This window comes from Pseudomonas sp. NFACC08-1 (genome assembly GCF_900106735.1).
Lineage (GTDB): Bacteria > Pseudomonadota > Gammaproteobacteria > Pseudomonadales > Pseudomonadaceae > Aquipseudomonas > Aquipseudomonas fluorescens_Q.
This window is the reverse complement of sequence record NZ_FNNL01000012.1, coordinates 15,157-40,910: the sequence shown is the minus strand read 5'-3', so window position 1 is coordinate 40,910 and position 25,754 is coordinate 15,157. Positions and strand designations below refer to the sequence as shown.

Here is a 25,754-nt window from a genome sequence, read left to right as displayed (position 1 = left end):
GCTTAGCATTCCAATGGGGTAGGATTGCTGAAATACGCAGTGCTAGAGCCAATGGCCCGGAAGCACCAATCCATGGAGGAAATTGATGTCCGACCAAACCCGTCACCTGTCGTTGTTTGAGGAGGACTATCTTCTCCGCGAGTTGGGCCCCGTCGCGCATGTGCCACAGGTGGCTCTTACTGAGCTAGTGGCTAACGCGTGGGATGCCGGCGCAAGCAAAGTTGACTTGTTTCTACCCTCTGAGCCTGGCGGAACGCTGACGGTGGTCGACGACGGTCACGGAATGTCGGCCCAGCAGTTCAGCAAGCGATGGATGACGCTTCGGTACAATCGCCTCAAGCATCAAAGTTTCAAGGTCGAATTTCCTAAGGGCAAGAGCGCCAGATTCAGGAAAGCCTATGGCCGCAATGGAGTTGGCCGGCATGGGCTTCTTTGCTTCGGTGATGAATACCAGGTGGAAACTTGGCGTGACGGCAAACTGAGTACGTTCACTGTAGGAACGGAGTCAGGGCCTAGTCCTTTCGTGGTGCGCTCCGAGGAGTTTGGCCAACGTGAAGGCTCCGGTACACGCTTGTCGGTGTCAGTCACCCGAAAGCTGCCGGACGCGAATGAAATCATTACAGTCCTTGCAGCAAGATTCATCCATGACCCGGGCTTTCAGATTCGAGTTAATGGCACACCTCTAACCTTGGCAAAGCTTGAGCAGCATGCTCGTACGCATAACCTCGAACTGAGTGATGGCCGGACAGCAAAAGTCATTGTCATCGACTCCACACAGCAGAACCACTCGTCCATCCACCAAGGCGTGGCCTTTTGGGTTGAGCACCGACTCGTAGGCAACCCCTCGTGGGTCATCGGCCAGGTCGCAAACTTTGATGGCCGCACACGATTCGCTAAGCGCTATAAGGTCATCGTCGACACCCAGGGGTTTGAAGACCAAGTGATCCAGGATTGGACAGGATTTCAATCGACGCCTGTCGTTGAGGAGCTGTTCAAGGCCGCTGCGGATTGCATCGGCAAGGTAGCAGACGAATTGGCGACCGAGGTGGTTGAAGCCACTTCAGAAGACGCCTTGGTACAGAACCGGTCAGAGCTCAAATCATTAGGGCACGGCGCTCAACTTGAGGTCACAGCCTTCACAAAGGCTGTGGCACAAGCGCACCCGATGGTCTCTCCGGAGTTTCTCGCCACGGCCGTAAAAGCAGTGATCAACCTGGAGAAATCCAAGAGCGGGGCATCCTTGCTTCAAAAATTGGCCAATCTGCCTGCGACGGATATTGAGGGCTTGGATTCCCTTTTGGCAGACTGGTCGGTCAAGGACGCTTTGCGTGTGCTCGATGAGATTGATGGCCGGCTCAGCGTCATCGAAGCCATCACCAGGTTGGCCGAAGATCCAGAGACAGACGAGCTCCATACACTGCATCCGTTGATCCTACGATCGCGCTGGTTGTTCGGGCCAGAGTTCGAGTCCATGGAGTATTGCTCGAACATGACATTGAAAAGCGTGGCGAAGCAGCTCTGGGGGGAGGGCGACGCCTCGTTCATTAACGAACGCAAACGGCCTGACATCGTAGTGCTGCCAGACCGATCTACTGCCCAACTGGTGGGTATTGAACAGTTTGATCCCCAGGACGCCTCAGTCGCCCAAATGCAGAACATCCTACTTATCGAGCTCAAGAAAGGGGGCTTCAAACTGAATCGAAAAGAGGTTAACCAGGCCGATGGGTATGTGCAGGACATTGCCGCATCCGGATACGTCAACGGTTCTCCGTTCATCACGGCTTGGGTCGTTGGCCAGTCGATCGCCGCCGGAGTGAGTACGTCCAAAACAGTGGGTGATGAATCTCGTAACTATGGCCAAGTGAGAGCCACCACTTATGGCGCTTTGGTGAGCACCGCCAACCTTCGCCTGATGCGTTTACGGAAAACTCTGGAGGATAGGTACGACAATCTCACCACGGACGCGCTCCTGTCTAAGGTGTTGTCGACGCAGGAGCAGGTCAACCTCGACTTGGTCGCATGCAGTTCTGACGACGCAAAGGATGGGGCAATCAAGGAAGCTGTTTGATTTCAAGCCGAGACCATTTATGGCAGTGGGTCTCGGCGCAGCCAGAAAAGTTGAGACGCTGTGAAGCCAAGGAATGTCGGTTCATTCAGAAAGGAGTTTCCATGCTACAAGCTGCAACCGGGAAGCTGCTCTTGAAGTACGAGCTGGGCACAGATCATGTTCTTGTTCTGCACGGCAACATGTACAGTGCTCAGGGAGGGAGTTCGTGCGCACCTTAGAATACGCTCAGCCTACCGAACAGATGAAGCTGACAGATGTAATGGATCTGGACAGCGCAACGCCCATCGAAATCAGCAGTTTCCTAAGCCGTGAATTGTCCTTGGTCATACAGGATAGGGCGGAGCTAGCTTCTCGGTTCATTCTGGATCGAGACAAGCCTTGGTTGGTTTGCCAACTGTGCGGGGCCGCTCTGTTGCTGGTTCGTACACAACATCGTTTTTTTCACTTCCGCCATCACCCAGTCATTGAAGGGCTCATTCAATGCGACATTTCAACAAAGGGTGAGCTCAGCTCCGCTCAGATTACAGCGATCAAGTACAACGCGCAGAAGGAAAGCCAGGCCCACATCCGACTCAAAGGGATCATTCGCGACAGTCTGATTGCTGATCGATCGTGCGGCGAGCCCCTGGTGGAGAAGGTCTGGAAAGGCCAACCAGTCGCCGACCGTGCCACTTGGCGCAAGCCGGATGTCCAGGTCGTAAGGGGGAATGAGCGCATCGCGTTCGAAGTCCAGCTGTCGACCACTTTTTTAACTGAGATCGTCGGACGCCGGGAGTTTTACAGAGCTAATGGCGGGGCAATGATCTGGGTATTCCAGAGTTTTGATCCCAGCTCAACCAAGACAGCTGAAGAAGACATTTTCTTCCTGAACAACCTAAACGTTTTCATCGTGAACGATCAGACGCTGGCGCGTTCCAGAGCCACTGGGCGAATGGCGTTTGAATGCTGGTACGCGGTGCCGGAATTGACCGGTCGTACAATCGTAAACGAATGGAGGAGGGCTGAAGTATTTCTGGATGACCTGACGTTCAGTCCGGAAAAGCAACTCGTGTTCTATAACGATTACCTGTCACAGAGAGAGGTATTGGAAAGCTCCGTAAATGCTGATGTGCTGCGCCGTGACTTCCATTCTTTCTGGATGGAGTTGGGCAGGGAGGACACACCACAATCCCGGGAACGCTGGGTCGATCTGCGCGAGCGGATGGCAGTTACGTACCCAGATATAAAGCTTCCGAACTCTCATTGGACAGATCCATTCCAAGGGGCCGTCTCCATAGTGCTGAGCGCCCGCTATGGTCGACCGATAGGGTATCGATTCGAGCGATTACTCAATGTCAGCAACCAAGCCTTCGACTCCTACAAGCCTTTTCTGCTGCAATTCGGCTGGACGCTGGAAATCTTTGAACAGAACGAGCTATTGGCCGAACAAGACAAGAAGGGGACTTGGGCTAAGCGGCGCCAGATCATCCGCACTGCGCTGCAAGCTCGGGATGATGCTTATCGGCCCGATCGGCAATACAACCGTCTATTCGCATTCTTGGTACCGGAGCTTAAGGAACGTCTGATCAACATGCGTGAGTGGTGACGGCGGGGCACCGATAACCTCCAACGCCGGCGATGAAAAAACAGCCGTAACCTTATGATCAACCTTTCGTAATCTCAGGATGATCCATGAGCTCCTGAGCTTCACGCCAAGCTTTGTCGAAGAGCTGCGAACGGGTTTGCGAATACAGACTGGGTGAATGGAAGCCCACCGCTGACTCAAGCTTTCCAGTCTTTCCAAAATCGCTACTGGAGATCCAAACGGTATCAGGGGCAACCAGAACGGCTTTAGCCCCAATGTCGCGATGCACCGCGATCCTGAGCCAGGGTCTGGCCGCCTTCAGGGCTTGGGCAGCTTTGATGCAGTCAGTGTGTGCCACTATCCAGATATTATGAGGACGCTTATCCAGAATCTTTGTTATGTATCCAATATCGGCTAGGTCTCGGGTCAAGATCAGGATTTCTCCGGTGGCGCTGCTAAGTTGACTCAATCGAGTGCCCCAAGTGGATGCGCCAATTGACATTTTCGCGTCCGAGCACGCGAAGTCGAAACCGCCGTTGTCATTGCTGAAAGCCATCACGTTTCCTCACAGCTGTTTAGTGCCCGATCGTTACACGAAAGACGCGTGTGGTCGACATAGCTGCTGGTGTTTCTTGGAACGAAATCAATCGCGCTCCCTCATACCCAGGCGCTTGATAGAATGCATACGCTCTTGATCATGAGAGTGGTAATAGGTGTCTTGGGTGGTGCTGAGGTTGCTATGACGAAGATCTAACTGCAGGTCTTTCGCCTTGCGAAAAGGCGCGTCAAATGTTGCCGATGTATGTCTGAGCCAGTGGGCTGATGCTGACCGTAGACTGTTCATTTCGTACGCCTCGCGTCCCTCAGCCTTCATCTTAGCTAGAGCGTTGTCGAAAACGGACTGGAGGAGGGTGCGCACTTGTCGTCCAGACAAGCCCGCTCGGCCTTCCAGCGTCGTGAGTAGAGGAGTTCGTTCTTTTTCCGCCGGTAAGTTCGGCAAGCCGAGAAAAGTGCGATAGCGTCTGAGGTACCGATCAACATACTCGTCCCGCACCGCAATTTTTCCTGGTTTGTTGCCTTTTCCGATCACGTGATACCACCAGTTGCCTTCAGGGTCTTGGCGGAAATCTCCCATGCAAGGCTCCCAGTTCGACCGGCCAACCAGATCGGAGATCCGAAGATACATGGCGAAAAGTGTAGCCAGGATGAAGAGGGTACGTTCATGTCGAAGCGGCTCAGCCGAAGCCATTGACTCCGCAGTCTCCAGTACGTAGTCCCATTGCAATGGCGTTAAGGCCCGATTTTGAGCTTCGGCAGTAAGATTCCCGGTGAAATCCCGCTTATTTTTTACAAGTCTGAACGGGTTTAGGCTCACCAAGTTATCTTCGGCGAGAAACTCATAAAAACTGCTACATACCGAGAAGATTTGATTCATCGTTCCTTTGGAAGCCGCATACACCTGTACAGCATCAGCCTGGGCGTTTAAGGCACTAAGCTTTTGGCTGAAGGGTTTCCATTTTGGATTTGGGACTACGGGATAAACCACAGCGGTTTCAGCATCTTTATTAGCGATGAAGCGACCCCGTGTAACTGACCCAATCCAATTTGTCGGTGGATTCCTACAAAACTGCAAGTAGGCTTCAGCGTCTTGACGCTTTAAGGTGAAGATTGATTTATGCCTAACAATAAGGGCCCAAAGAAGTAATCGTTCAACGTGGGTTCTATAAGAGTTGAAAGTCTGCTCGCTACCTTCGTATGCGCGCAAGAACGAGCGCACGGCTCTGTAGCCTGCAGATGCACACAGTGCAACGGGGAAACTTTCGATATAGTCACTCACAAAATTGATAGATGAACTTTCACTCGAAAAATCCTGATCTAAAAAAGCTTCAAACGTTTCAAATAGTGGATTTGGATCAAAAGCCATTTTCAATCACCGACGCCAGGAATTGAGACTTCCAGTTCTGATAGTTACTGGAAGTTTGAGCCCTGCTCAAGGATAAAGTGATAGGGAGGTCAACGATGGTATAGCTGGAAAGCAGCTGTGGCAACACCCAAGCAAGTACGAATTATAATGCGAAAAACATTGACTTATACTGCGCAGAGTTATAAGCAACACCAATAAAAATAAATAAGATAATATTGCCAGTCATTAACCGAATATTGCCAAACTTTAATTTAATGGTAATTGATAGAGTGCCAACCCTTTCTGATACTGTATTAATATCTTGATATTGACGGAGCGATCAGCCTTTGTGACGCAGCCTCGTTTTAATTGAAAAGTATACTTGGTGTGACAAAGTCTCTGAATTTTTATAAACGCACGACCTCCCCGAAATTCGGGGGGATGGACACACCAGCGATTTCCGACATCTCACACTTTTTGCAAACCCAGACAATTTCTTGAAATTATTTAGACGATTTTCGTGATTTTTTCGTAGGAGAACCGTGAATGATCAGCACCAAGTCTCTCCAATTGCGCAAAATCCGAGATGCTTACCAAGTCGCACAAATGCTGCAAATGCCTCTGCAGCCCCCGCTGTGAGTGCTCTTGACCAGAATGCAGACCAGGAAGCGGAACCAGGAAGTCTCAAAGTTTCGCTAGCACTCCCGACGACGCCACCTGACAAAAAACACAATTAAATCATATGGATAGGCGAACTGGCTTAAAATTCCAGGCTCATCATTTCGTCAAAAATCGGCCCATGCCCGAATAGGATCAGCTTCCAAGACCCAGTGTTTACGGGGGTGAAGAGCTCTTCGGATGGGAAAGTCTCATCAAATCGCGACCGTCACACTTGTTGAGATAGATCGCGCGATCGCAGGAGACAGGCGTAGGAGTAAACATTTACCCATACTCTGTTTAACATAATATACATTATGTGTACTCTCAGGTATTCCCACGGCCCCCATTGATGGCTGGATTTGAAGCCAATCTCATCCTCTCAATTCAATGCTGTACCGTGACGCCATCGATATCCCTCAACCCACTGTCGCCAAATTCTCCGTGTTCCCAAAAAGGCAAATAACGTACTAAGGTTTAAATCGCCTGCTGAATGGGTGCGATTTCCTACACACGACCTTAGTGCGACATACAAGGATAGACAGTATGAATGCCAGATCGGACCCTGGCGGTGACGGCATCGTCCTGGCATTGGGAGCCGCCGAAAGCGTCGACAGCGTGGCCTACGCTTATGGACACGCGCGCTCGACACTCTGGGATCACCCACGCAATGCCAACCTGCGCCAGCAACACCCGGACGGGACGACGCTCGCGTCGGGGGATTTATTGTTCGTTCCCCCGCGCACGAAAGCGACCTTCGAACAGAACGCCACCGGGCGAAGGCACACTTTCCGCGTGCTGAACACGCCTGCCTTGCTTCGGTTTCGTCCTTATGCGCTCGCCGGACAAGGCCTGGCGCGCCACTTTGAAGTACTGCGTGGTGACACGCTGCTGGGGCGTGGCACGGCTGAAGCGAACGGCGATATTGTCTGGCCGCTCGAGCCAACCGCCGATGACATCACTGTACGCGTAACCTTTGACGGCTTCTCCCGCGACTATCCATTGAGGCTTCGCGCGCTCGACCCGATCAGCACCCTCAAGGGCGTGCAACAACGCTTGCGTGGTCTCGGCTACTTCAGCGGCGAATGCGATGGCCAGATGAATGACGCGACCCGGGTGGCCATCGGTGCTTTCAAGATGCAGGCCGGGTTGCCTGACGACGATGAGTTGCTGAGCAATGCCGTACGCGCGACGCTCCACGGCTACCATGGAGAGGCCTCCCTATGATCCAGGTTCACAAAACGCCAACGGCCCCTCCCGCGCTACAGCGCTCGCATGCTGAGATGCAAAAAGGCATCCAGCAAGCTGTCCAGGCTGGCGCCATGGTGGTCCTCTGCACCAAAGGCACCAACACCGCCAAAACAAAAAGTGTTCCAAAAGGCGCGGTGAAGATCGTCATCGACGACGATCAGTACAAGCCGCCTCACGCCAAGGCGCTGCTGAAGGTGGACCAATATGGCAAGTGTGCCTTTTGCGAGGCGCGCTTCATGAGCACCGCAGGCGGGGATGTCGAGCACTTTCGACCGAAAAAACGCCACGACGGTTTCGTCCCTGTGGGCGGCCAGGCACTCGATAACCTCGGCTATTTTCAATACGTTTATGACTGGAGCAATCACTTGTGGTCATGCAAGGAGTGCAATGAGACCTACAAGAAAAACTACTTCGACGTGATACCGGACAACCTGACGACCCCACCGCCGCGCCTGGAAGACTTCGACACCGAGGACGAGTTCTGGGCAGCCATTAACGAATGGGGTCGTTTGGGTCCACCGCGACACGACGCATGGAACAACCCGAGCAATGCCGAAAGGCCGGTGTTGATCAATCCTGTCACCGAGAATCCGCGCGAACACATCAGCTTCGATTCAGAGACGGGAGAAGCCGTCCCCGCTCCTCTCGACGACCTTAACCAACAAATGCAGCCCACGAGCGACAGGGGTGGCAAGAACATTCTTGTCCTCGGCCTGAACCGCAAGGAGCTTGTGTTCGCCCGCATGCGGCACCTGGCAATGTTGCGAGGCGTGTTTCTGGAGATGACCCACAGCCTCGACCTAACGATCGAGTTCCTGAAATGGCAGCGTGGAGACGAGTGGTTCAAGACCCTGACGGTGCCAACATTGCGCGACAAAGTGAAACGCTACACCGCTTACCCCGTGTCGGAGAATCAAACCCGCTCGGCCATCGAGTTCTTGTATTACTCCACGACGCCCCAGGCGCCGTTTTCGGCGTTGGCGATGGATGCCTTTGCCTGCTGGAGCCTGGAGCTGACCAGACACGTGCTGCAGTCACGCGAGCACATCACTCAGCTGCAGGCCGCACAAAGCGGGAATGCCCCGGCCACCCGCAGCGTCCACGAACTTCCCCGGCTCGGCGTGCATGCGGTCATCCTGGCTACTTACCAAGCGGACATGGAGGCGCTGAAAGCGTCGCGTGACACCCTTGGTGCGTATGCCCCGTTATGGAATGCCGGATTTGAGCAAACGCACATCGAATACGTCTGCCGGGACCGCCTGGCAAAGGTCATGGCTCTGCACGCCAAATTTTACAAGGACCAAAAAGGCTATCCCCGTCACGACCCGGCTTTTGTCACTGCTTTTCTGAGCCACGAGCGCGATGTCCTTGATGTCTGGAATGCCCTGGAAACCTATGAGTGCGACAAGGATACATGGAGCAGCGCGATGGACACGATGAACCAGAACCTGACGGAATATGGGCCGGATCTCGCAGAAGACCTCACTGTCCATTGCAACCAGATCGTCGTCAGACTCAACCATGCGACACAAGCGTTCAACCTGAATCGAAGCTTGAATCAGACAGCGCCCTGGTGCGACGAAGTGGTCAGGATCGGTCAGGCTGGTGAGCAACTTACCGCTGAGCTCGACCGTCGGTGCCAGGCTTGCGCAAACGAAGATGTGAGCAACAGCACCAGCAGCATGCGCGTCACACTGAAGGAAATTGCCGAGGCCGTCGCTAAACTGAAAATAGGCAATATTCCCGAAACAGTGATGCCATTTCCGTTGCCAGCCCCACCAAAACCCTGGATCACGCCCAAGGCCACCGGGCTGCGCAAACGCGCCGGCATGCCCCAGAATTTGGACGCCGCGTGGCAGCATATCCGTCTCAAGTCCAATTCATGAGCCCTTCCAGCGCTCCACCGCACGCTGATCCAATTCCGGAAACGTCACCTGACAGTTGCCCGGATCAAGGCCATCCACCCTCGCCCGTCCGAACGCGTCAAGCACACCGCTGTGCTGGGTCCCGTTTGGTAATGCAATGACATAGGATTCCCCGGCAACGGGCTGCCCCTGCATATCCAACAACTCGATCTCCACGAATGTCAGTACCACCGGCTCAGGTCGACTGGCAGATTCGGAAGAGGCTTTTACTGGCAGACGCCTGCGGGCTGCGGCGGACACCGGCGCAACGACCTCTTCTACAGCGACCGAGGCCGGTACGCGAACCGGCATCGGCCGTTGGTATGGAAAAACGTAAGCACACAGCTCCCCGCGCCATAATTTGCTGGCTACCTGGCGGTGAACTTCGCGATCATCCAGCAGATGGACCAGAGACTCCTGGGCGGATAACAGCACGCGCAAACGGTGTATCTGATCGGCTCCGGCAAAATGTCGGTGAATAAAACTGTCGGCCTGCCACGGTTCACGCATTTCGATCCTGGTCGCCCCGCTCCCCCCTTGCTGCATGGACGGACCGTCAGCAAAGCTGGATCGAGAGCCCAGTTCGATGCGATCAGCCCCGTCAAAAAAACATATCCGCATAGGCTGCCAGTCCCGGGCAGGAGGATGAAGGAGCAGTCTAGATGATTATCATGGAGACCCTGCTACAGGCCATTGATAAGTCCGGTGCTCAGTGACTCAATCCTGTAAATGACATCGCACACGCTGCAGCTCATCGCCCAGCAAGGCCTGAGGCTTCTCGCAGCCAGTGGTGCATAGACTGCACCGTTCGCGGAAGAAGCAGCCGCTCGGTAGTCGACGGTTCCCTGGTAATTCGGTCGGCGCCGCGACTTGCTCGTCGTGCAGTGGCACGCCCAGTCGTGGTACCGCCTCGAGCAACAAACGGGTATAGGGGTGACGTGGCTGATCGAGCACTTGAGCCACGCTACCCAGTTCAACGATTTGCCCCAAGTACATCACCGCTACCCGATTAGCCATATGACGCACCACGGATACGTTGTGAGAAATCAGGATGTAAGTCAGATTGCGGGCACTTTGCAGCTCTGCCAGCAGATTGAGAATCTGCGCCTGAACAGAGATATCCAGCGCCGATGTAGGCTCGTCCAGGACAATGATATCCGGGTCTGACGAAAGGGCTCGGGCGATGGCGATGCGTTGACGCTGCCCACCGGAAAACTGATGCGCGAAGCGGTCCAGATATTCCGGGCGGATGCCGACTTGGGCCGCGACCCTGGCGGCTACATCGCGCATCTGCGCATGGCTGACATGGCCTCGGGCGTATAACGGCTCGGTGATGATTCTCCAGATAGGCAGGCGCGGATCAAGGGACGACTGTGGATCCTGGAAAACAATCTGAACGTTGCTGCGACCTTCGCCGCTGCGATTGGCCCAATTCATCTCCCCGCTGCTGGGCGGCAGCAGGCCCATCAACAGCTGGGCCAAGGTGCTCTTGCCGCAACCTGACTCGCCGACAACCCCCAGGGTCTCGCCTGCCCGCACCTGAAGATCAATGCCGTTCAAGGCGTGGGCATATCCACGCGGTCGCCCCAACCAGTCATTGCTCACGGGGAAACGAACGTGAACATCGTCAAGTTGAAGAATCGTGGGAGCCATTTGGGTGATGGGTTGAAAGACGGCACTGTTCATCACGAAAGCTCCTTGACCGGTAACCAGCACGCGCTTTTACGTTGGTCATTACCGTTGATAGTGTTGAGATTCGGGCGCTTGCTACAAACCGGCATGGCGTATGTACACCGCTCCTGAAAAGTACAGCCCACGGGCAAAGAGGCCAGGTTCGGCACCTGACCGGGAATGGTCAGCAGCGGCTGGCCCGGCTCGACCATTTCCGGCAGACCACTGAGTAAACCTTGCGTATAGGGATGTTGCGGATTTCCCATGACATCGGCCGTGCGGCCCTCCTCGACCACAGCTCCTGTGTACATGACGTAGACCCGGTCGCAGAACTGCGAAACCAATGCCATGTCATGGGTGATGAGCAAGATGGCCGTGCCCCGCTGCCTGGCTTTTTCTCGCAACAGCAACAGCACCTGGCGTTGCACGGTCACGTCGAGGGCCGTTGTCGGCTCGTCGGCAATCAGCAATTGGGGTTCGCAGGAGAACGCCAGCGCGATCATCACCCGCTGGCGCATGCCGCCAGACAGCTCGAAAGGATAGCTCTCCAATACCTGTTCCGGACTGGCGATGTGCATGTCGCGCAACAGTGCGATCGCCTTGAGACGGGCTTGGGCGACGCTGATCCTCTGGTGATGAATGATCACATCGAGCATTTGCCTACCGATGCGCCGGGTCGGGTTCAAGGCGGTCATCGGCTCCTGGAAAATCATCGCGGCATCGCGCCCACGAATCGTCAGTAACTCTTTTTCAGGCGCTGCCAGCATGTCACGACCGAGCATGCTCAAGCTGCCGGCGGTGATGCGATAGCTGCGCTCGGGCAACAACCGCATGCTGAGCATGGCCGTGACCGACTTGCCCGATCCGGACTCGCCGACGACGCCGACGATTTCCCCGGGATTGACATGCAGCGACACGCCGTTCAGCGCTTTGACGTTGTTTTTGTAAGCCGGGAATTCCAGGCTCAGGTTGTCGATGGACAATACTGGACTCGACGTCTGCATGGTCACTTCCCCTGTTGCCGTGGATCGAGCAGATCGCGTACGCCATCGCCCAGCAAGTTGAACCCGGTGGCCGTGATCAGAATCGCCAGGCCTGGAAAGGTCGAATACCACCAGTTATCGAGGATGTAGTTGCGCCCGGTGGCGACCATCGCACCCCACTCGGCCGTAGGTTGCTGCGCTCCCAGGCCGATAAAGCCCAGGGCCGAAGCCATGAGGATCGCGCTGCCGATATCCAGGCTCAGTTGCACCAGCAATGGCGGCATTGCGTTGCGCGCCACGTGCCAGTGCACCAGGTGCCAGCGCCCTGCCCCGAAGGTTTGGGCGGCCTTGACATAACCCATCTCGCGGATGCTCAAGGCTTGGCCGCGGGCTAGCCGGACATAGGACGGAATTCGTACAAGCGTAATCGCCAGCATCGCGTTGAACAGGCTCGCCCCCAACGCAGCCGCCAAGGCCATGATCAGCACCAGCGAGGGCACCGACAGCATGATGTCCATCAGGCGCATGATCAATGCGTCGAAACGACCACCGATGACCCCGGAAAAGCACCCCAGCAACCCGCCGATAAAACAGGATGCAAAAGCCACGAACAGACCGACACCCACCGACTGCTGGCTACCGAACAGCACGCGGCTGAACAGGTCGCGGCCGACTTCGTCGGTGCCGAACCAATGGGTGCTGGATGGCGGCGTCAGGCGTTCGGCCAAGTTCAGCGCGTTGGGGTCGTGACTGGCGAGCCAAGGGGCGAAGATCATGCACAGCAAGACGACACAGGTGATCGCCAGGCCCGCCATGGTCAGCGGACTGCGGCGGACGCGGTAGGTCAGATAGGCGATTTTTTCGTTCCAGCGCGGGCGGCGCGTGGCCATCAGGGTAGCGGACATTTCAACTTACCTCGCCGATGCGTGGGTCGATCACGCGGTACACAATGTCGATGGCCATGTTCAGCAGCACATAGATGAACGAAACCAGAATGGCGAAGCCCATCACCGCCGGGAAGTCCAGCGACTGGATCGACTTGACGACATAGGCGCCCATGCCGGGCCAGGCGAAGACCGTTTCGGTCAGCACCGCGCCATACAGCAAATCTCCGAGGGTCAGCCCCAGGACTGTCACCGAAGGGATGAGCGCGTTAGGCAGTGCGTGGCGCAGGATCACAGTCCATCGCGACAAGCCGTAGGCGCGGGCGGTGCGGATATAGTCTTCGCCGAGTTGATCAAGCATGGCTGAACGAATCTGCCGGGCGACGACGCCCAAGGTCACGAATCCCAGGGTCGCCGCCGGCAGAATCAGATGCTCGACGGCATCGAGAAACAGCGCGCCCTCACCGGCGAGCAGCGAGTCGAGCAGATAAAAACCACTGATTGTCGGCGGCGGAGCAAGCCCTTCGGACAGCCGCCCTCCTCCCGGCAACCAGCCCAGATGCCCGTAGAACAGAACGATTGCGCCCAGGCCGAGCCAAAAGGCCGGCGTTGAAATTCCGGTGACTGCAAGCGTGCGGGCGATCTGGTCAATCGCCCGATTGTGATAAACCGCTGACAGCACGCCAAGCGGCACGCCGGCCAGGATCGCAAGCACCAGCGCTACCAGCGCCAGCTCCAGTGTCGCCGGGAAGAACGTCTGCAGGTCTTCCAGAACGGGACGGCTGGTGCGTATCGAGGTTCCCAGGTCTCCCTGCACCAGGTCCATCAGGTAACGACCGTATTGTTGATACAGCGGCAGATCCAATCCCAGTTGATGACGTATACCGGCCACCAATGCATCACTGGCCCGGTCGCCAGCGATCAATCGAGCAGGATCACCCGGGATCAGATGCGAAATTGCAAAGGTAATCAGCGAAACGCCGAACACGACCAGCAACAGGCCGAGCAGGCGCTTGCGCAACAAAGTCAGGAAGGCCATTTTGGCACCTCGGTAACACCCGCGACGAAAATCAGAAGCCGCGCCAGCCACGAATGGCCAGCGCGAGGGAGTCGGTTTACTTGCTCATACTGCCCAAGTTGAACACCTGTTCGAGCATGGGGTTGAACACGTAACCCTTGACCGAATCACGCATCGGCAAGGTGTAGCTCTTCTGGTAGAGGTAGGCGTAGACGCTGTCCTTGAGCACCATTTTCTGCGCGCTCTGGTACAGCTCGACGCGCTTCGTGGTGTCGCTATTAGCGGCGGCTTCTCGAATCAATTTGTCGACTTGCGGGTTGCTATAGAACGAGCGGTTGCCCTGCAGGCCCTGCATCTTGGAGTCGAACCAGAAGTTCATGAACATGTACGGGTCGGCAAAGTCCGGGCTCCAGGCACCGACCGCGATGTCGTAGTCCGCCTGGCCGACGCGCTCACGCAGCGTGGCGTTGGCTAGCTTTTCCAGCTTGAGGTTGATGCCCAGTGGCGCCAATGCAGCTTGCAGGGTCAGGCCGATCGGTTCCCAGTTAGGATCCTTGTCCGAATACATATAGCTGAGGTTGGTGATTTTCTGCGACGTTTTCGCGAGGCTTTCCTTGGCGGCTGCCATGTCCTGCTTCATCGGCGGCAAGGAGCTGTCATACGCCCACATGCCGTCCGGGATTGGCCCGTTCAGGAGCTTGGCCTTGTCCCTGAGAATGCCTTTGACGATGCCGTTGTAGTCCACCGCTTCGGTGATCGCGCGACGTGCATCGACGCTGGTCAGTGGGCCTTTTTTGTTGTTCAGGTAGAGATAGGTGACCCGTAGCGACGGGAACTCCTTCACCGCCACGCCGGGCTTGCTGGCAAGAACGCCGAGCTGGTCTTCGGGCATGTCTTCGATGATGTCCAGGTCACCCCGCTCCAATTGCAGACGACGCACGGAGGGCTCACCGATGATTTTGATGACCACGGTTTTCAGCGCAGGTTTGGGGCCGGCGAAGTAGGTGTTGGGCTCCATGGTCAACGACTGGCCTTTTTGCCAGTTGCTCAAGCGGAAGGGACCGGAGCCTGCGGTGTGGCTCGACAGCCAGGCATTGACGTCCGCACTTTTATTGACCACAGCGGGGTTGATGATCGAAGCGCCATTGTGGGCCAGGGTAAACAGGAACGGCGAGAAAGGCGTCTTCAGGGTGAACCGGATAGTCTGCGGGTCGACGACCGCGACCACCATGTCCTCCGGAAATGCGCCGGAAGGTCCCTGCTTGAGCGTCATCAAGCGATCAAAGGAAAACTTCACCGCGGCGGCATCTACAGGGGCACCGTCGTCAAATTTGTTACCAGGTTTGATTTTGAATTCCCAGACCAGATTGTCCGGAGAAACGGTCCAACTCTCGGCCAGGTCACCCTGAACTTCGGTGCTGCTTTTGTCGCCTTCGACCTTGTAGCCAACCAGGCGCTGGTACGACGGGTAGGTAATGGTCCAGTCGTTGTTATCGAAGGTCACGGCCGGGTCGAGGGTCTGGGGATCAGCGGGTTTGCCGATGACCAGGGTGTCTTGTGGTACAGCCGCTGTCGCGGCCTGCCAGGCACCAAGGCTCAATGCACTGCACAAAACGCTCAGCAATAGCTTGCCGGCGCCGGGAAAGGTTTTGCTGGTCACGGTGTTCATTGGGTTCATGCCGGTTTCCTTGATCATTCGATAGAGGGAAGTACGTCAGGTTTTTTATAAAAGCTATAACCGGGCAGTTGCAGGTGAAACGTAAGTAACGCTGTCTTGTTATTGTGATCAGCCGCACCGAGCGTGGGCTGCGCGGTGCTATCTGTTGGTGAATCAGTGGCTTAAACGTCTTCCAGCAAGGGGTAATCGTCGGCATTCGGAAGTTCGTAATGCCACCACTCGGTAGCAATCGCCTGGAAGCCGGCGGCGAGCATGATCCCCACCAGCAGCAGTCGATTGCGTTGCACGTCTACTGGCAAGCCGGGATGGAACTGGTGGGATTTCTCTTCCATTGCGTCGAATTCAGTGCCCATATCCAGCGGCTCGCCATCAGTACCGACCAGTGTCAGATCCACCGCCACACCACGGCTGTGATGGGAGCCCAAATGTGGGTCACGCACGTAGTCGTTGTCTGGCAGTGCGTCCCACAACAGGTACTGAGCGTAAGGCGGCCGATAGGCGTCATAGATGCGAAGGGTAAGGCCGGCCTGACGCGCGAGCTGACTGGCCTTGGACAAACACTCGGCAGCCTGGTGATGTAACAGGCAACGCGCATCTGGATAAATCACTCTTCCTGCCAGGTTGTCTGCACCGGCGTAGATCAAATCGATTTGCAGCTGGTAGCGCTGGGCATCGATCTCTACAAGGGGGCTGTTGTTCACGCCAATACTCCAGTTGGGATTCGGTGGGACGATGAGGATCAGCCTTCGAACTGACCGAAAGCTTTTTGCAATTGACGGTTCTTGGCCAAGCGCTCATCGAGCCGATCCCCGTATTTCTCAGCGACGGCCGACACGATGAGATTTAACAGGCAGGCCAATGGCGCAGGCGAATCCCAGAACTGCCCGACATCGGTTTTCAGTTGCAAGAGGTCAAGTGGGTAGTCCCTGGCCCAGGGGCATTGCAGGTCGGTGATCAGGGCCAATGGGAGGTTGTTATCTATGGCCGCGTCGCAGAAAGTCTGAGTCACGCTGGAATAAGCGCGGAAATCCGCAATGATTGCGTAGGGATTGGCAAAGCCGGAGTTCAGGGTTTCTGCGTAGATGCCGGACAGACCATCGACGTAGTAGACCTTGGGCCGGATGTACTCAAGATGGCTATGGAACGCTGTGAGAATCCCTCGAGTGGACTGAATGCCGAGAATGAACACTGCATCGGCTTCGTAGATACGTTGCACGATATCGGCGAAGGCGTCGCTGCGCGCTAGACCGTAGACATACCGAATGGCCTCGATCTCACGACTCAGGGAACGATCAAGAGCATCTTGCTGATTGCTTTCGGCACGAAAGGCGCCGATGCGATCAGTGATAAGCCACGACGTGGGTGTTTCAACGCGCAGGCTCTGTTTGATTTCATCGATGTTCTGGTAACCAAGGGATCGAAAAAAACGCCCTACGGAAATCCCAGTGGTGGAGGTCTGCTGCGCGATGCTATCGGCCGACTCGAACGGAAGCTGTTCTGGGTTACCCAACAGATAACTGGCGATCCGCTTGCCAGTCGGGGTCAGGTTGGAGAACTCTCGCTCCAGCAACTGCAGGAAGCTGTTCTTTTCCATGGTTTCAGAGCTCCCGAACGCAAAATGTTACCGCGATGACATTAATTTCTATCGTGTTAAAACAATAACATTCGATTTCGAAGCAATACAATGACTATTTTCAGCAGACGTCCTGCGGTGATTGTGTTGGGTCTCGATGAATAAGCTGGGTACAGGTGGAGGCAAGTGCGGTTTCGGTGCGTCCTAACGGAGGCTGCGTTCACTGCTTCAAATACACCCCCAGCCCCTCCTGCGAATCCGGCCCAGCGTTGTTCCCAATGACCGCGAAGCCTTTCACCAATTGAATGTGATACGGAGCGTTTTTCTCGGAGACTTGCGGCTCGCGCACGATGATCAGGTTTTCGCTTTCCATCGGTACGATGTGATGCTCGGTCACGCCGCCCTTCAAGGTCACGCTCAATTCCGCGATTTCTTTTCCGTTGGCGTCGCGGTCCGGCAGGATCTTCAAGTCCAGGTCGGCGTCGCGCCCCAGGGCGTCCTGGCGCATCTGGTAATGGCCGCTGCGCTGGTCAGCGTCGACGTCGTCGATTTTGTCGCCATCCAATTCCCGTTCTTCATCGTGCAGCAGGATCGCCAACTTGCTGTCGTCGCCCTGAATGCCGCTGACCCAGGTGCCGGTGTGATTGTAGGGTTCGACTGTTTCCCGGGAGATCCGCCAGGTACCGGTTTGACGACCGTCATCGGCGTATTCGTGGAGGCTGATGAGATCGTCGTCGGCGTCTTCCCGGGTTCCCAGCAGCTTGATCGCTTCGCCTGTGCCAGCCTGGGTGTAGCGCACCTCGCCAATGATCACGGTTCCCTGTACCTGGTACCAGAGCTCTACCGGGGTCCTGGCGTCGAGGGTTCCGGCAAGAATCACTGGATCCTCCTTTTCCGGACCTTCCAGGCTCGATTGTTCGAGCCACTGGCCATCTTTCAATTCACCGGTGGTGCGTCGCGTGTAGCCGCTGGGCATGCTGGTATTTTCGCCCTCCTCGGTCGGCTGGATTTGCTCCTCGGTGTCTGAGTGAAGCAGGACCAACTCATCGCCGCGCATTTTCCAGTGGGTGGCGCGAGTCCAGCAGCAGTCGCGGTCGGTTTGCGAAAGCAGGACGCCGTCCAGCGGGCTGACGGAGAACATGCCTTTGCTGTCCTCCTTTGCCAGGCCCGTCAGCGCAGGATTGAGGACCCATTGGGTTTTCTGCGGGTCTTGCAGGTAGACGTCGAACGCCGGTTTGTAACTCGCGTCGGGATCGTTACCGTTACGAATCGCCAAGTCCAGGCGGCCATCGAAGTTGAAGTCGTCGAAGTACAACAGGCTCTGGGGGCCGAGTAACCAATTATCGACCTTGCCGTTGCGGTCCACGGGCACATTGCCGGCGGGCGTCTGCAATTGCTGCAGGGCTTGGTGGGTGGTGTTGTCGCGAATGGTGATAAAGGCACGCGCCAGTTGATGCGGGTCTTCCGGCGGCTCCGGGAACAACACGTCGACCAGATATTGGTCGCTGCGATCATTCACCGAAAACGCCCTTGGCTCGGCCATGACCGGGGATACCAGCGTCATGGAAAGAAGCACACTGCTGACGAGCGAACGCATCCACCCACTTCCTTGCTGAAATTCGGGCCAGCAGTTTAGCGATTGCCTTGATGCATCGCGAGAAACGACTGTTGCTATCAGATTGGCCCGGACTGTAACTGACGCCCTCCTCGTCATTCGCTTACTGTCGTGGCTCACCCCACGGAGTGATCCCCATGCCGGATACCGCCAATCTCTACCTGTTCGTGGTTGCTGTTGTGCTTCTGCTGATCGTCCCAGGGCCCAACATGGCCTTTGTCACCAGTCATGCGCTGGCCCACGGTTGGCGTGCCGGTATTGCCGCCGCCCTTGGCATTTCCTTTTCGGACGTGCTGATGACGATGATGGTCAGCGCGGGCATTGGTGCGCTGGTGATGAGCTGGGCGCCGGCGTTCGACATCCTGCGCCTGGCCGGGGCTGGTTATCTGCTTTGGCTTGCCTGGCAAGCACTGAGAACGCCAGCAGCGACTCAGGATAGCCAGCTCCAGGTGGCTTCGCTGTGGAGAATTTTCTGCCGAGGCGCCCTCAACAGCCTCTTGAATCCCAAGGCGCTGCTGTTCTTCATGGTGTTCCTGCCCCAGTTCGTCAACGTCAAGGCTGGAGGCGTCAGTGTGCAGTTGATCTTCCTGGGCGCGTTGCTGGCGCTGATTGCACTCGTCTTTCATACGCTGTTGGGTGTTTGCGCCGCTCAGCTCAGGGCGAAGCTGGCAAGCGGCGGGATTTCAAGGCGCCTGGGCACGTATGGTTTTGCCGGGGTCATGGCAGCGCTGGCCGCACGCCTGTTGTTTCTTGACCGCCCGCTTTGACCACTGGCTTCGCTGCGCCAGCGATTGGCCTATGCTTACCCAATCCATTGCGGAGCTGGATCAATGTCGTCCTCGGAAACCACCCTCCTTCAAAGCTGGCACCACAATGCCCAATCCTGGATCGAAGCCATCCGCACGGGGGCCATCGAAAGCCGGCTGACGGTCACGGACCAGGCCATGCTACTGGTGGTGCAGAGCCGCCAGCCCGAGCGCGTGCTCGATCTGGGCTGCGGCGAAGGCTGGCTGTTGCGGGCGCTGGCTGACAGGGGCATCGAAGCGGTCGGTGTGGATGGCGACGCGACGCTGGTCGAAGCGGCCCGGGCGGCGGGTTCCTCGCCGGTGCATCTGGCAAGCTATGACGCACTGGTGCAGGAGAAGGTGGACGTTGGCAGCGGCTACGACCTGATCTGCGCCAACTTCGCCCTGCTGCACCAGGACATCATCCCATTGCTCGCTGCGATGAATGCCCTGCTCAGCCCAGGTGGCGCGCTGGTGGTTCAGACGCTGCATCCATGGACCGTGGCGGCGGGCGATTATCAGGACGGTTGGCGAGAAGAAACCTTCGATGGGTTCAAAGGCCAATGGCAACGTATGCCGTGGTACTTCCGCACCTTGTCCAGTTGGCTCAATGCCCTGGACATGGCCGGTTTCCGATTGGTGCTCCTGCAGGAACCTCAGCATCCACAAAGCCCGGTGCCGCAGTCGTTACTGCTGGTGGCCGAGCAATCCTCGTCATGGCGTTAGCGACTCGACGGTAAAACACCCCGAGCGATACACCCTGCGCGCCTGCAATCCGCGCTTTTGCAGGGTTTTCCTGACGGTTCTGAGAAACATGCCGTGAGACACCACGATCGTGGTCTTCCCCGGTTCGCCGCAACTGTTGTAAAGCTCATCGGCGACACCGAGCGCCCGCTGGTGTTCGGCTTTCCAGCTGGCGGCCCCCAGTGAAATCCCCAGCAACCACAGGATCCTGTGCAAGGCGAACCAATGCCTCACGCCCATTTTCAAGACAGGAATGCTGCTTAACCGCAGGTCGTATTCACGTAGTCGAGCATCCTGTTGGATACGTGTGGCTTCGAATAGCCGGCATGCCGTCGCGTAGGCTCTGTTGACGGGCGAGGAAATGATGTTGGCTTCGGTCGCCAAAAGCGCTTGGGACAAATCCGGTTGGCTCAGGAATGCGGCAATTTCACCCTCATCGATGGACGAGGTCTTATTGTATTCATCCAGCAGCAACTTGGCTGAATGCGCATTGCAGGGCTTGTAATCGATCAGCGGCGTGGCATGGCGTATCAGGTAAATCACAGCGACAGCTCCCTTGTTTTGCCTTGAAAATCCCTTTCGAAGCGCACCTGTATACAGGCAACGACGCCATTGATCGAGTGCAATGCTCCTTTTATCCAAGGAGTGATGACCCTGTGGCGAGGGAGCCAGTTCTTGTGCCACAGGATCGGTTTTACCAGCGATCTCTTTACCAAAGCGCCATCGTGTAGCTGACGATCAACCGGTTCTCATCCAGGTCGTTGCCAAAATTCGAGCGCACCGTTGCGTTGCGCCATTTCAAGCCGAGGCCCTTCAAGGTTCCATCCTGTACCACATAGGCGATATCCGTGTTGCGCTCCCATTCCTTGCCTTCGCCCGGTGCGCTGCGCTGGACGTTGTCGCCGGTGATGTAGCGAGTCATGAAGGTCAACCCGGGTACGCCAATAGCCGCGAAGTTGTAGTCATAGCGCGCTTGCCAGGAACGCTCGTCGATGTTGGCGAAGTCACCGATCTGCACAAAGTTGACCAGGTAGGGATCGCTGCGTCCGATGTACGGGAACGGATCGTCGCCGCTCATGCGCTGGTAGCCCAGGCCCAGCGCATGGCCCGCCAGGCTGTAGGTGAACATGGCGCCGAAAGCCTGGTTGTCGAGTTCGCGAAAACTGCCGTCTTCGGTGCTGCGCGAATAGCGCACGTCGCTCTTGAACGACTGGCCTGCGCCCAGGTCCAGGGTGTGGACGAAGCCGAGGTAGTTCTGCTGGTAGATGTCTTCCAACAGGCTATAGCGGTATTGCGCCGTGAGGTTCGGCAGGAACTGATAGTCGGCTCCGGCGAACTGGAACTTGTCGCTGCTGCCGCCGATGCGGTTGGCGGTCATGTCCTGGTAATCGGTGGAGTCGACAAAATTGATCTGGGTGAGTTGCCCGGCGGTCAGCTTCAAACGATCGATTTCCTGCACGCTCAACAAGCCGCCCTTGAAGGTTCCCGGCAACAGGCGCGTGTCGTTGGAACTTACCGCAGGGTCCTTGATCTGCAACGTTCCCAACTTCAAGGTGCTGTTGGACACTCGGACTTTGGCGGTCAGGCCCAGTTCGCCATAGCGGTCTTGCGAGCCGCCGGACCGATCCGCTGGCAGCAGGTTGGTGCCCGCCGTACCGCCCCCGGAATCCAGTTTGAAACCGGCCATGCCCAAGGCATCGAGGCCGAAACCCACGGTCCCGGCGGTGTATCCCGACTCCATCCGCAGCAGAAAGCCCTGCGCCCATTCTTCAGCCTTGTCCCGTGCCCCTTCGTGGCGGAAGTCGCGGTTGAAGTAGAAGTTGCGGGCCTCCAGGCTGCCTTTGCTGTCGGCGATGAAGTCGGCCTGGGCGTTCGGCACGCCGATCAGGCTCAGGCCCAGCAACGTACCGGCGGGGGTATAAAACCAGGTGGATGTGAAATGCCCCATGGCATGCTCCTTTTTTATGGACGCGAGCGAACCCTCTCGGGGGCGTTGCAATCGCGTCCGATGGTTGTTGTTTTAAGGGGTGTAGCGGCGTCCGCGCTGTGCGCGGACGTCACGGGTGGTCAGGACTCGAGCTGCCTGCCGCGGGTTTCCGGCAGGCTCAACGCCGCCAGGATCACCACACCATAGGCGCCGGCCGCAAACACGCCGATCCCGGTGCCGATGGGCAAGGTGTTGCTCAACGCGCCGATGAACAATGGGAATAGCGCCGCGATGGAACGCCCGGCGTTGTAGCAAAAGCCCTGCCCCGACCCGCGCATGCGGGTGGGAAACAGCTCGGTCAGGAATGCGCCCATGCCGGCGAAGATGCCCGAGGCGAAGAAACCCAGTGGAAAGCCCAACCAGAGCATCCAGGTGTTATCGATTGGCAATTGGGTGTAGGCCAGGACGATGGCCATGGACCCGACGGCGAACAGGATGAAATTCTTCTTGCGGCCGATGGCATCGGTCAGCAGCGCACTGGTCACGTAGCCGATGTAGGAACCGACGATGACCATCGCCAGGTAGCCGCCCGTACCGAGCACACTCAGGCCGCGCTCGGTTTTCAGGTACGTCGGCAACCACGTGGTGATGGCGTAGTAGCCGCCCAGCGCACCGGTGGTCAACAGCGAGGCGCGCAACGTCGTGCTGAGCATCCGGGGGGAAAAGATCTCGAAGAAGGCCCAGCGAGAGCCCAGTTCCGGCTTGGCCTGGCGCTCCCGCACCGCATGTTCGAAAGTCTCCGACTCCTTGACCAGTCGACGGATCACCAGCACAAACAGCGCCGGCACCAGGCCAATCAGGAACAACGCCCGCCAGGCGTCTTCCGGCGGCAGGAAACTGAACAGCCCGGCATACAACAGCGCCGTCAACCCCCAGCCCAGCGCCCATCCGGCCTGCACCATGCCCACCGCTTTGCCACGGTCCTTGGAGCGGATCACCTCGCCGATCAATACCGCCCCTGCGGTCCATTCACCGCCGAAGCCAAAGCCCATCAAGGTCCGGGCCACCAGTAATTGCTCGTAGTTCTGCGCCAGCCCACACAGGAAGGTGAAGAATGCGAACCACAGGACCGTCAATTGCAGGGTCCGTACCCGGCCGATTCGGTCGGACAGGATCCCGGCGATCCAACCGCCGGCCGCCGAGGCCAGCAGCGTGCAGGTGCCAATCAAGCCGGCGTCGCCCTTGGAAATCCCCCAGGTCGCGATCAGGGTCGGGATGACGAAGCTCAGCATCTGTGTATCCATGCCGTCCAGGGCATAGCCGATCTTGCAGCTCCAGAATGTACGTTTTTCATTTTTCGACAGGGGGCCGTACCAACTGAACGGGCCCGTGCGCCCTGTCCCGGTGGTTACGCAGTCAGTCATGGTCTTTTCCATGGGAGGTTCCTGCGGCAGCAAGCGAAGATGACGGACACGCCTCGTTATTTTTTTGTGAAGGCGTTGTCGTTGGGGATGCGGACGCAGTGGCTGCGTCGTGGAGCGGATTCTTGGTGGCGGATCGGCACAGCGTCAAACGGGAAAAACACCAGATGGGACATAAGAAAATTTGATGCCCCAACGGCCCGATCTGGAGTGACAATTGCAAAACAATTGCAACATAAGAACCACCCGCACCCAGAGAGCCCTCATGAACCTCAAATTCCTCGAAACCTTTGTCTGGGTCGCCCGGCTACAGAGTTTCAGCCTCACCGCCGAGAAGATGTTCAGCACCCAGGCGGCGATCTCCAGCCGAATCGCTTCGCTGGAAGAGGAGTTGGGCCTGCGCCTGTTCGTACGGGATTCGCGCGGGGTTTCGCTGACCCCCGAAGGCCTCAAGGTGCTCGACTACGCCGAGCAGATGCTCGAAGTGCAGCGGGCGTTGAAGCAGTCACTGGACACCACCATTGCGCAGCAAGGCCTGGTGCGCATCGGCGTGATGGATACGGTGATCCACACCTGGCTCAGCCCGTTGATGTCGATGCTGATGCAAGCCTTCCCCGCCGTGGAAATCGAAATCACCGCCGATGCCGCGCGCAATCTCTGTGACCAATTGCAAAAAGGCTACCTGGACATCGTGTTCCAGACCGATCTGGTCCGCCACGAAAGCGTGCGCAACCTGGAATTGGGGCACTACCCCATGCACTGGATCGCCGCCAGCCAGTCGATCTATGCCCGCCCCTACGCGTCGCTGGTGGAGATGGCCGGCGAGCGCATCATCACCTTCGTCAAGCATTCGCGACCGCATCAGGATGTACTCAACCTGTTGTACGCCCATGGCGTGAGTGCGCCACGGGTCAGTTGCGTCAACTCAGTGTCGGCCATGACCCGATTGATTCGCGACGGATTCGGCATCGGCGCCCTGCCCGCCGCCCTGGTGGCCAAGCCCCTGGCCAGCGGCGAATTGATCCAGCTCGAACCCGGCACCGCCCTGCCCCAACTCGACGTCGTCGCCTCGTGGCGCGCGGGTGTCGGCCTGGAACTGGTCGAGAACATCGTCCAGATGAGTCGCCAGGTGGTCAGCCAATACGCCGTTGATGTCGGGCCGCAACGCATGGTGGCCGCTCCCGGGCTGAACGGCCAACCACCTCTTGAATAACTTTTAGTTGTCACGGGGTAGCAATATTCCTTGTTGGACGTCATCCCCACGCTGTTCTCAAAGTAGCGAACGAACGCTTGGAGAGCCCCGTAATGATGTCCTTCGAACAACTGCAGCAATGCACACCCCTGGCCCTGCGCCAAAACATCGCCGCCGGTCAGTACCAGGGCCATACCAGCGGCCTGGGCCAGGGCCGCGTGCAAGCCAATATCGTGATCCTGCCCGGCGACTGGGCCAATGAATTCCTGCGCTACTGCACCCTCAATCGCCAGGCTTGCCCGGTACTTGACGTGACCGAGCCAGGCGATCCGTTCTTCCGTAACCTGGGCGCCGCCATTGATATCCGCCACGAGGTACCTCAATACCGGGTCTACCGCCACGGCGAGTTGAGCGAAGCGCCGCTGGACATCGAACACCTGTGGCAGGACGACCTGGTGGCCTTCGCCCTCGGTTGCTCGTTCTCGTTCGAACAACCCCTGCTGGAGGCCGGCATCCGTTTGCGGCACATTGAGTTGGGGCGCAATGTCGCGATGTTCCAGACCAACATCGACACACGCCCCACCGCCCGCCTGTCTGGCAAGATGGTGGTGACCATGCGGCCGATGAAAGCCGCCGCGGCGATCCAGGCGATCCAGATTACCGGGCGCATGCCCAACGTTCACGGCGCCCCGGTACACATCGGCGATCCGTCACTGATCGGCATTCAATCCCTGGACTCGCCGGATTACGGCGATGCCGTGCCGGTGGAAGCGGACGAGATCCCGGTATTCTGGGCCTGCGGCGTAACGCCTCAATCGGTGGTCCAGGCCTCACGTCCACCGTTGTGCATCACCCACGCCCCTGGCTGCATGCTGGTGACGGACTTATGGAACAGTGATTTGTAAACCTCGGACGA

General features: G+C 57.3%; 22 protein-coding genes. 8 read left to right on the top strand and 14 right to left on the bottom strand.

The features are described from left to right. Positions 1–85 precede the first annotated feature (85 nt). Both BLU76_RS22280 and BLU76_RS22275 read left to right on the top strand, forming a co-directional pair. On the top strand, positions 86–2,068 hold the full coding sequence (locus tag BLU76_RS22280; RefSeq protein WP_078833757.1) for an ATP-binding protein: 1,983 nt from the start codon (positions 86–88) through the stop codon (positions 2,066–2,068). 205 nt (positions 2,069–2,273) lie between these two features. Then, positions 2,274–3,653 carry a DUF6035 family protein gene (locus BLU76_RS22275; protein ID WP_092224494.1) on the top strand — a complete coding sequence of 460 codons (1,380 nt, stop codon included), beginning with the start codon at positions 2,274–2,276 and terminating at the stop codon, positions 3,651–3,653. A 58-nt stretch (positions 3,654–3,711) separates the two neighbouring features. On the opposite strand, the gene BLU76_RS22270 is transcribed toward BLU76_RS22275, so the two are convergent. Both BLU76_RS22270 and BLU76_RS22265 read right to left on the bottom strand, forming a co-directional pair. Next, the gene (locus BLU76_RS22270) at positions 3,712–4,188 is read right to left on the bottom strand and encodes a hypothetical protein (RefSeq protein WP_078833758.1); all 477 of its coding nucleotides are present in this window, start codon (positions 4,186–4,188) and stop codon (positions 3,712–3,714) included. A gap of 87 nt (positions 4,189–4,275) precedes the next feature. Next, positions 4,276–5,556 carry a tyrosine-type recombinase/integrase gene (locus BLU76_RS22265; RefSeq protein ID WP_078833759.1) on the bottom strand — a complete coding sequence of 427 codons (1,281 nt, stop codon included), beginning with the start codon at positions 5,554–5,556 and terminating at the stop codon, positions 4,276–4,278. A gap of 1,182 nt (positions 5,557–6,738) precedes the next feature. Here BLU76_RS22265 and BLU76_RS22260 point away from each other — a divergent pair. Together BLU76_RS22260 and BLU76_RS22255 are read left to right on the top strand one after the other, a co-directional pair. Beyond that, a complete protein-coding gene (locus BLU76_RS22260; protein WP_092143374.1) occupies positions 6,739–7,419 on the top strand; it encodes a peptidoglycan-binding domain-containing protein in 681 nt (226 codons plus the stop codon). Beyond that, positions 7,416–9,329: an HNH endonuclease family protein gene (locus BLU76_RS22255; RefSeq protein ID WP_092224491.1), complete on the top strand. Its 1,914-nt coding sequence runs from the start codon at positions 7,416–7,418 to the stop codon at positions 9,327–9,329. The genes BLU76_RS22260 and BLU76_RS22255 overlap by 4 nt, the downstream gene beginning before the upstream one ends. On the opposite strand, the gene BLU76_RS22250 is transcribed toward BLU76_RS22255, so the two are convergent. The 9 genes from BLU76_RS22250 to BLU76_RS22210 form a co-directional block, all read right to left on the bottom strand. After that, positions 9,324–9,857: a carboxypeptidase-like regulatory domain-containing protein gene (locus tag BLU76_RS22250; protein WP_139211654.1), complete on the bottom strand. Its 534-nt coding sequence runs from the start codon at positions 9,855–9,857 to the stop codon at positions 9,324–9,326. The genes BLU76_RS22255 and BLU76_RS22250 overlap by 6 nt on opposite strands. 207 nt (positions 9,858–10,064) lie before the next feature. Beyond that, on the bottom strand, positions 10,065–11,033 hold the full coding sequence (locus tag BLU76_RS22245; RefSeq protein ID WP_092224486.1) for an ABC transporter ATP-binding protein: 969 nt from the start codon (positions 11,031–11,033) through the stop codon (positions 10,065–10,067). Continuing rightward, positions 11,033–12,022, bottom strand: coding sequence for an ABC transporter ATP-binding protein (locus tag BLU76_RS22240; RefSeq protein WP_092224484.1), 990 nt, complete (start codon positions 12,020–12,022; stop codon positions 11,033–11,035). Before BLU76_RS22240 ends, BLU76_RS22245 begins: the two co-directional genes overlap by 1 nt. Positions 12,023–12,024: 2 nt before the next feature. Continuing rightward, complete coding sequence (gene ddpC, locus BLU76_RS22235) at positions 12,025–12,906, bottom strand: D,D-dipeptide ABC transporter permease (protein ID WP_092143359.1); 882 nt, start codon at positions 12,904–12,906, stop codon at positions 12,025–12,027. Between the two features lies 1 nt (position 12,907). Next, positions 12,908–13,924, bottom strand: a complete 1,017-nt coding sequence (locus tag BLU76_RS22230) for an ABC transporter permease (RefSeq protein ID WP_003201952.1) — start codon at positions 13,922–13,924, stop codon at positions 12,908–12,910. Between the two features lie 76 nt (positions 13,925–14,000). Beyond that, positions 14,001–15,581, bottom strand: coding sequence for an ABC transporter substrate-binding protein (locus BLU76_RS22225; RefSeq protein WP_092224482.1), 1,581 nt, complete (start codon positions 15,579–15,581; stop codon positions 14,001–14,003). A gap of 161 nt (positions 15,582–15,742) precedes the next feature. Beyond that, complete coding sequence (gene ddpX / locus BLU76_RS22220) at positions 15,743–16,282, bottom strand: D-alanyl-D-alanine dipeptidase (protein ID WP_092224480.1); 540 nt, start codon at positions 16,280–16,282, stop codon at positions 15,743–15,745. A gap of 38 nt (positions 16,283–16,320) precedes the next feature. Next, the gene (locus BLU76_RS22215; RefSeq protein WP_092143349.1) at positions 16,321–17,175 is read right to left on the bottom strand and encodes a MurR/RpiR family transcriptional regulator; all 855 of its coding nucleotides are present in this window, start codon (positions 17,173–17,175) and stop codon (positions 16,321–16,323) included. A 199-nt stretch (positions 17,176–17,374) separates the two neighbouring features. Then, positions 17,375–18,751 (bottom strand): XAC2610-related protein, encoded by a 1,377-nt coding sequence (locus BLU76_RS22210; protein WP_092143344.1) that lies wholly within the window; start codon positions 18,749–18,751, stop codon positions 17,375–17,377. A 155-nt stretch (positions 18,752–18,906) separates the two neighbouring features. Between BLU76_RS22210 and BLU76_RS22205 the strand changes: the two genes are divergently transcribed. Both BLU76_RS22205 and BLU76_RS22200 read left to right on the top strand, forming a co-directional pair. Beyond that, positions 18,907–19,536: a LysE family translocator gene (locus tag BLU76_RS22205; RefSeq protein WP_063321240.1), complete on the top strand. Its 630-nt coding sequence runs from the start codon at positions 18,907–18,909 to the stop codon at positions 19,534–19,536. A 63-nt stretch (positions 19,537–19,599) separates the two neighbouring features. Beyond that, positions 19,600–20,280: a class I SAM-dependent methyltransferase gene (locus BLU76_RS22200; RefSeq protein WP_092224478.1), complete on the top strand. Its 681-nt coding sequence runs from the start codon at positions 19,600–19,602 to the stop codon at positions 20,278–20,280. Here BLU76_RS22200 and BLU76_RS22195 read toward each other — a convergent pair. The 3 genes from BLU76_RS22195 to BLU76_RS22185 form a co-directional block, all read right to left on the bottom strand. Further along, positions 20,269–20,982 (bottom strand): phosphoglycerate mutase family protein, encoded by a 714-nt coding sequence (locus BLU76_RS22195; protein ID WP_170867315.1) that lies wholly within the window; start codon positions 20,980–20,982, stop codon positions 20,269–20,271. The genes BLU76_RS22200 and BLU76_RS22195 overlap by 12 nt on opposite strands. 25 nt (positions 20,983–21,007) lie before the next feature. Next, complete coding sequence (locus tag BLU76_RS22190; RefSeq protein ID WP_092224474.1) at positions 21,008–22,246, bottom strand: OprD family porin; 1,239 nt, start codon at positions 22,244–22,246, stop codon at positions 21,008–21,010. Between the two features lie 119 nt (positions 22,247–22,365). Then, the gene (locus BLU76_RS22185; protein ID WP_170867314.1) at positions 22,366–23,649 is read right to left on the bottom strand and encodes an MFS transporter; all 1,284 of its coding nucleotides are present in this window, start codon (positions 23,647–23,649) and stop codon (positions 22,366–22,368) included. A 262-nt stretch (positions 23,650–23,911) separates the two neighbouring features. Here BLU76_RS22185 and BLU76_RS22180 point away from each other — a divergent pair, with 262 nt between their 5' ends. Both BLU76_RS22180 and BLU76_RS22175 read left to right on the top strand, forming a co-directional pair. Continuing rightward, positions 23,912–24,859 (top strand): LysR family transcriptional regulator, encoded by a 948-nt coding sequence (locus BLU76_RS22180; RefSeq protein WP_092143328.1) that lies wholly within the window; start codon positions 23,912–23,914, stop codon positions 24,857–24,859. A gap of 92 nt (positions 24,860–24,951) precedes the next feature. Beyond that, the gene (locus BLU76_RS22175; RefSeq protein ID WP_063321235.1) at positions 24,952–25,743 is read left to right on the top strand and encodes a putative hydro-lyase; all 792 of its coding nucleotides are present in this window, start codon (positions 24,952–24,954) and stop codon (positions 25,741–25,743) included. Positions 25,744–25,754 lie beyond the last annotated feature (11 nt).

Excerpts from the sequence above, each read along its gene's own strand:
- BLU76_RS22280 (WP_078833757.1), top strand. The coding sequence starts at position 86 with ATGTCCGACCAAACCCGTCACCTGTCGTTGTTTGAGGAGGACTATCTT.
- BLU76_RS22270 (WP_078833758.1), bottom strand. The coding sequence starts at position 4,188 with ATGGCTTTCAGCAATGACAACGGCGGTTTCGACTTCGCGTGCTCGGAC.
- BLU76_RS22265 (WP_078833759.1), bottom strand. The coding sequence starts at position 5,556 with ATGGCTTTTGATCCAAATCCACTATTTGAAACGTTTGAAGCTTTTTTA.
- BLU76_RS22260 (WP_092143374.1), top strand. The coding sequence starts at position 6,739 with ATGAATGCCAGATCGGACCCTGGCGGTGACGGCATCGTCCTGGCATTG.
- BLU76_RS22255 (WP_092224491.1), top strand. The coding sequence starts at position 7,416 with ATGATCCAGGTTCACAAAACGCCAACGGCCCCTCCCGCGCTACAGCGC.
- BLU76_RS22250 (WP_139211654.1), bottom strand. The coding sequence starts at position 9,857 with ATGCGTGAACCGTGGCAGGCCGACAGTTTTATTCACCGACATTTTGCC.
- BLU76_RS22245 (WP_092224486.1), bottom strand. The coding sequence starts at position 11,033 with ATGAACAGTGCCGTCTTTCAACCCATCACCCAAATGGCTCCCACGATT.
- BLU76_RS22240 (WP_092224484.1), bottom strand. The coding sequence starts at position 12,022 with ATGCAGACGTCGAGTCCAGTATTGTCCATCGACAACCTGAGCCTGGAA.
- ddpC (WP_092143359.1), bottom strand. The coding sequence starts at position 12,906 with ATGTCCGCTACCCTGATGGCCACGCGCCGCCCGCGCTGGAACGAAAAA.
- BLU76_RS22230 (WP_003201952.1), bottom strand. The coding sequence starts at position 13,924 with ATGGCCTTCCTGACTTTGTTGCGCAAGCGCCTGCTCGGCCTGTTGCTG.
- BLU76_RS22225 (WP_092224482.1), bottom strand. The coding sequence starts at position 15,581 with ATGAACCCAATGAACACCGTGACCAGCAAAACCTTTCCCGGCGCCGGC.
- BLU76_RS22215 (WP_092143349.1), bottom strand. The coding sequence starts at position 17,175 with ATGGAAAAGAACAGCTTCCTGCAGTTGCTGGAGCGAGAGTTCTCCAAC.
- BLU76_RS22210 (WP_092143344.1), bottom strand. The coding sequence starts at position 18,751 with ATGCGTTCGCTCGTCAGCAGTGTGCTTCTTTCCATGACGCTGGTATCC.
- BLU76_RS22205 (WP_063321240.1), top strand. The coding sequence starts at position 18,907 with ATGCCGGATACCGCCAATCTCTACCTGTTCGTGGTTGCTGTTGTGCTT.
- BLU76_RS22200 (WP_092224478.1), top strand. The coding sequence starts at position 19,600 with ATGTCGTCCTCGGAAACCACCCTCCTTCAAAGCTGGCACCACAATGCC.
- BLU76_RS22190 (WP_092224474.1), bottom strand. The coding sequence starts at position 22,246 with ATGGGGCATTTCACATCCACCTGGTTTTATACCCCCGCCGGTACGTTG.
- BLU76_RS22185 (WP_170867314.1), bottom strand. The coding sequence starts at position 23,649 with ATGACTGACTGCGTAACCACCGGGACAGGGCGCACGGGCCCGTTCAGT.
- BLU76_RS22180 (WP_092143328.1), top strand. The coding sequence starts at position 23,912 with ATGAACCTCAAATTCCTCGAAACCTTTGTCTGGGTCGCCCGGCTACAG.
- BLU76_RS22175 (WP_063321235.1), top strand. The coding sequence starts at position 24,952 with ATGATGTCCTTCGAACAACTGCAGCAATGCACACCCCTGGCCCTGCGC.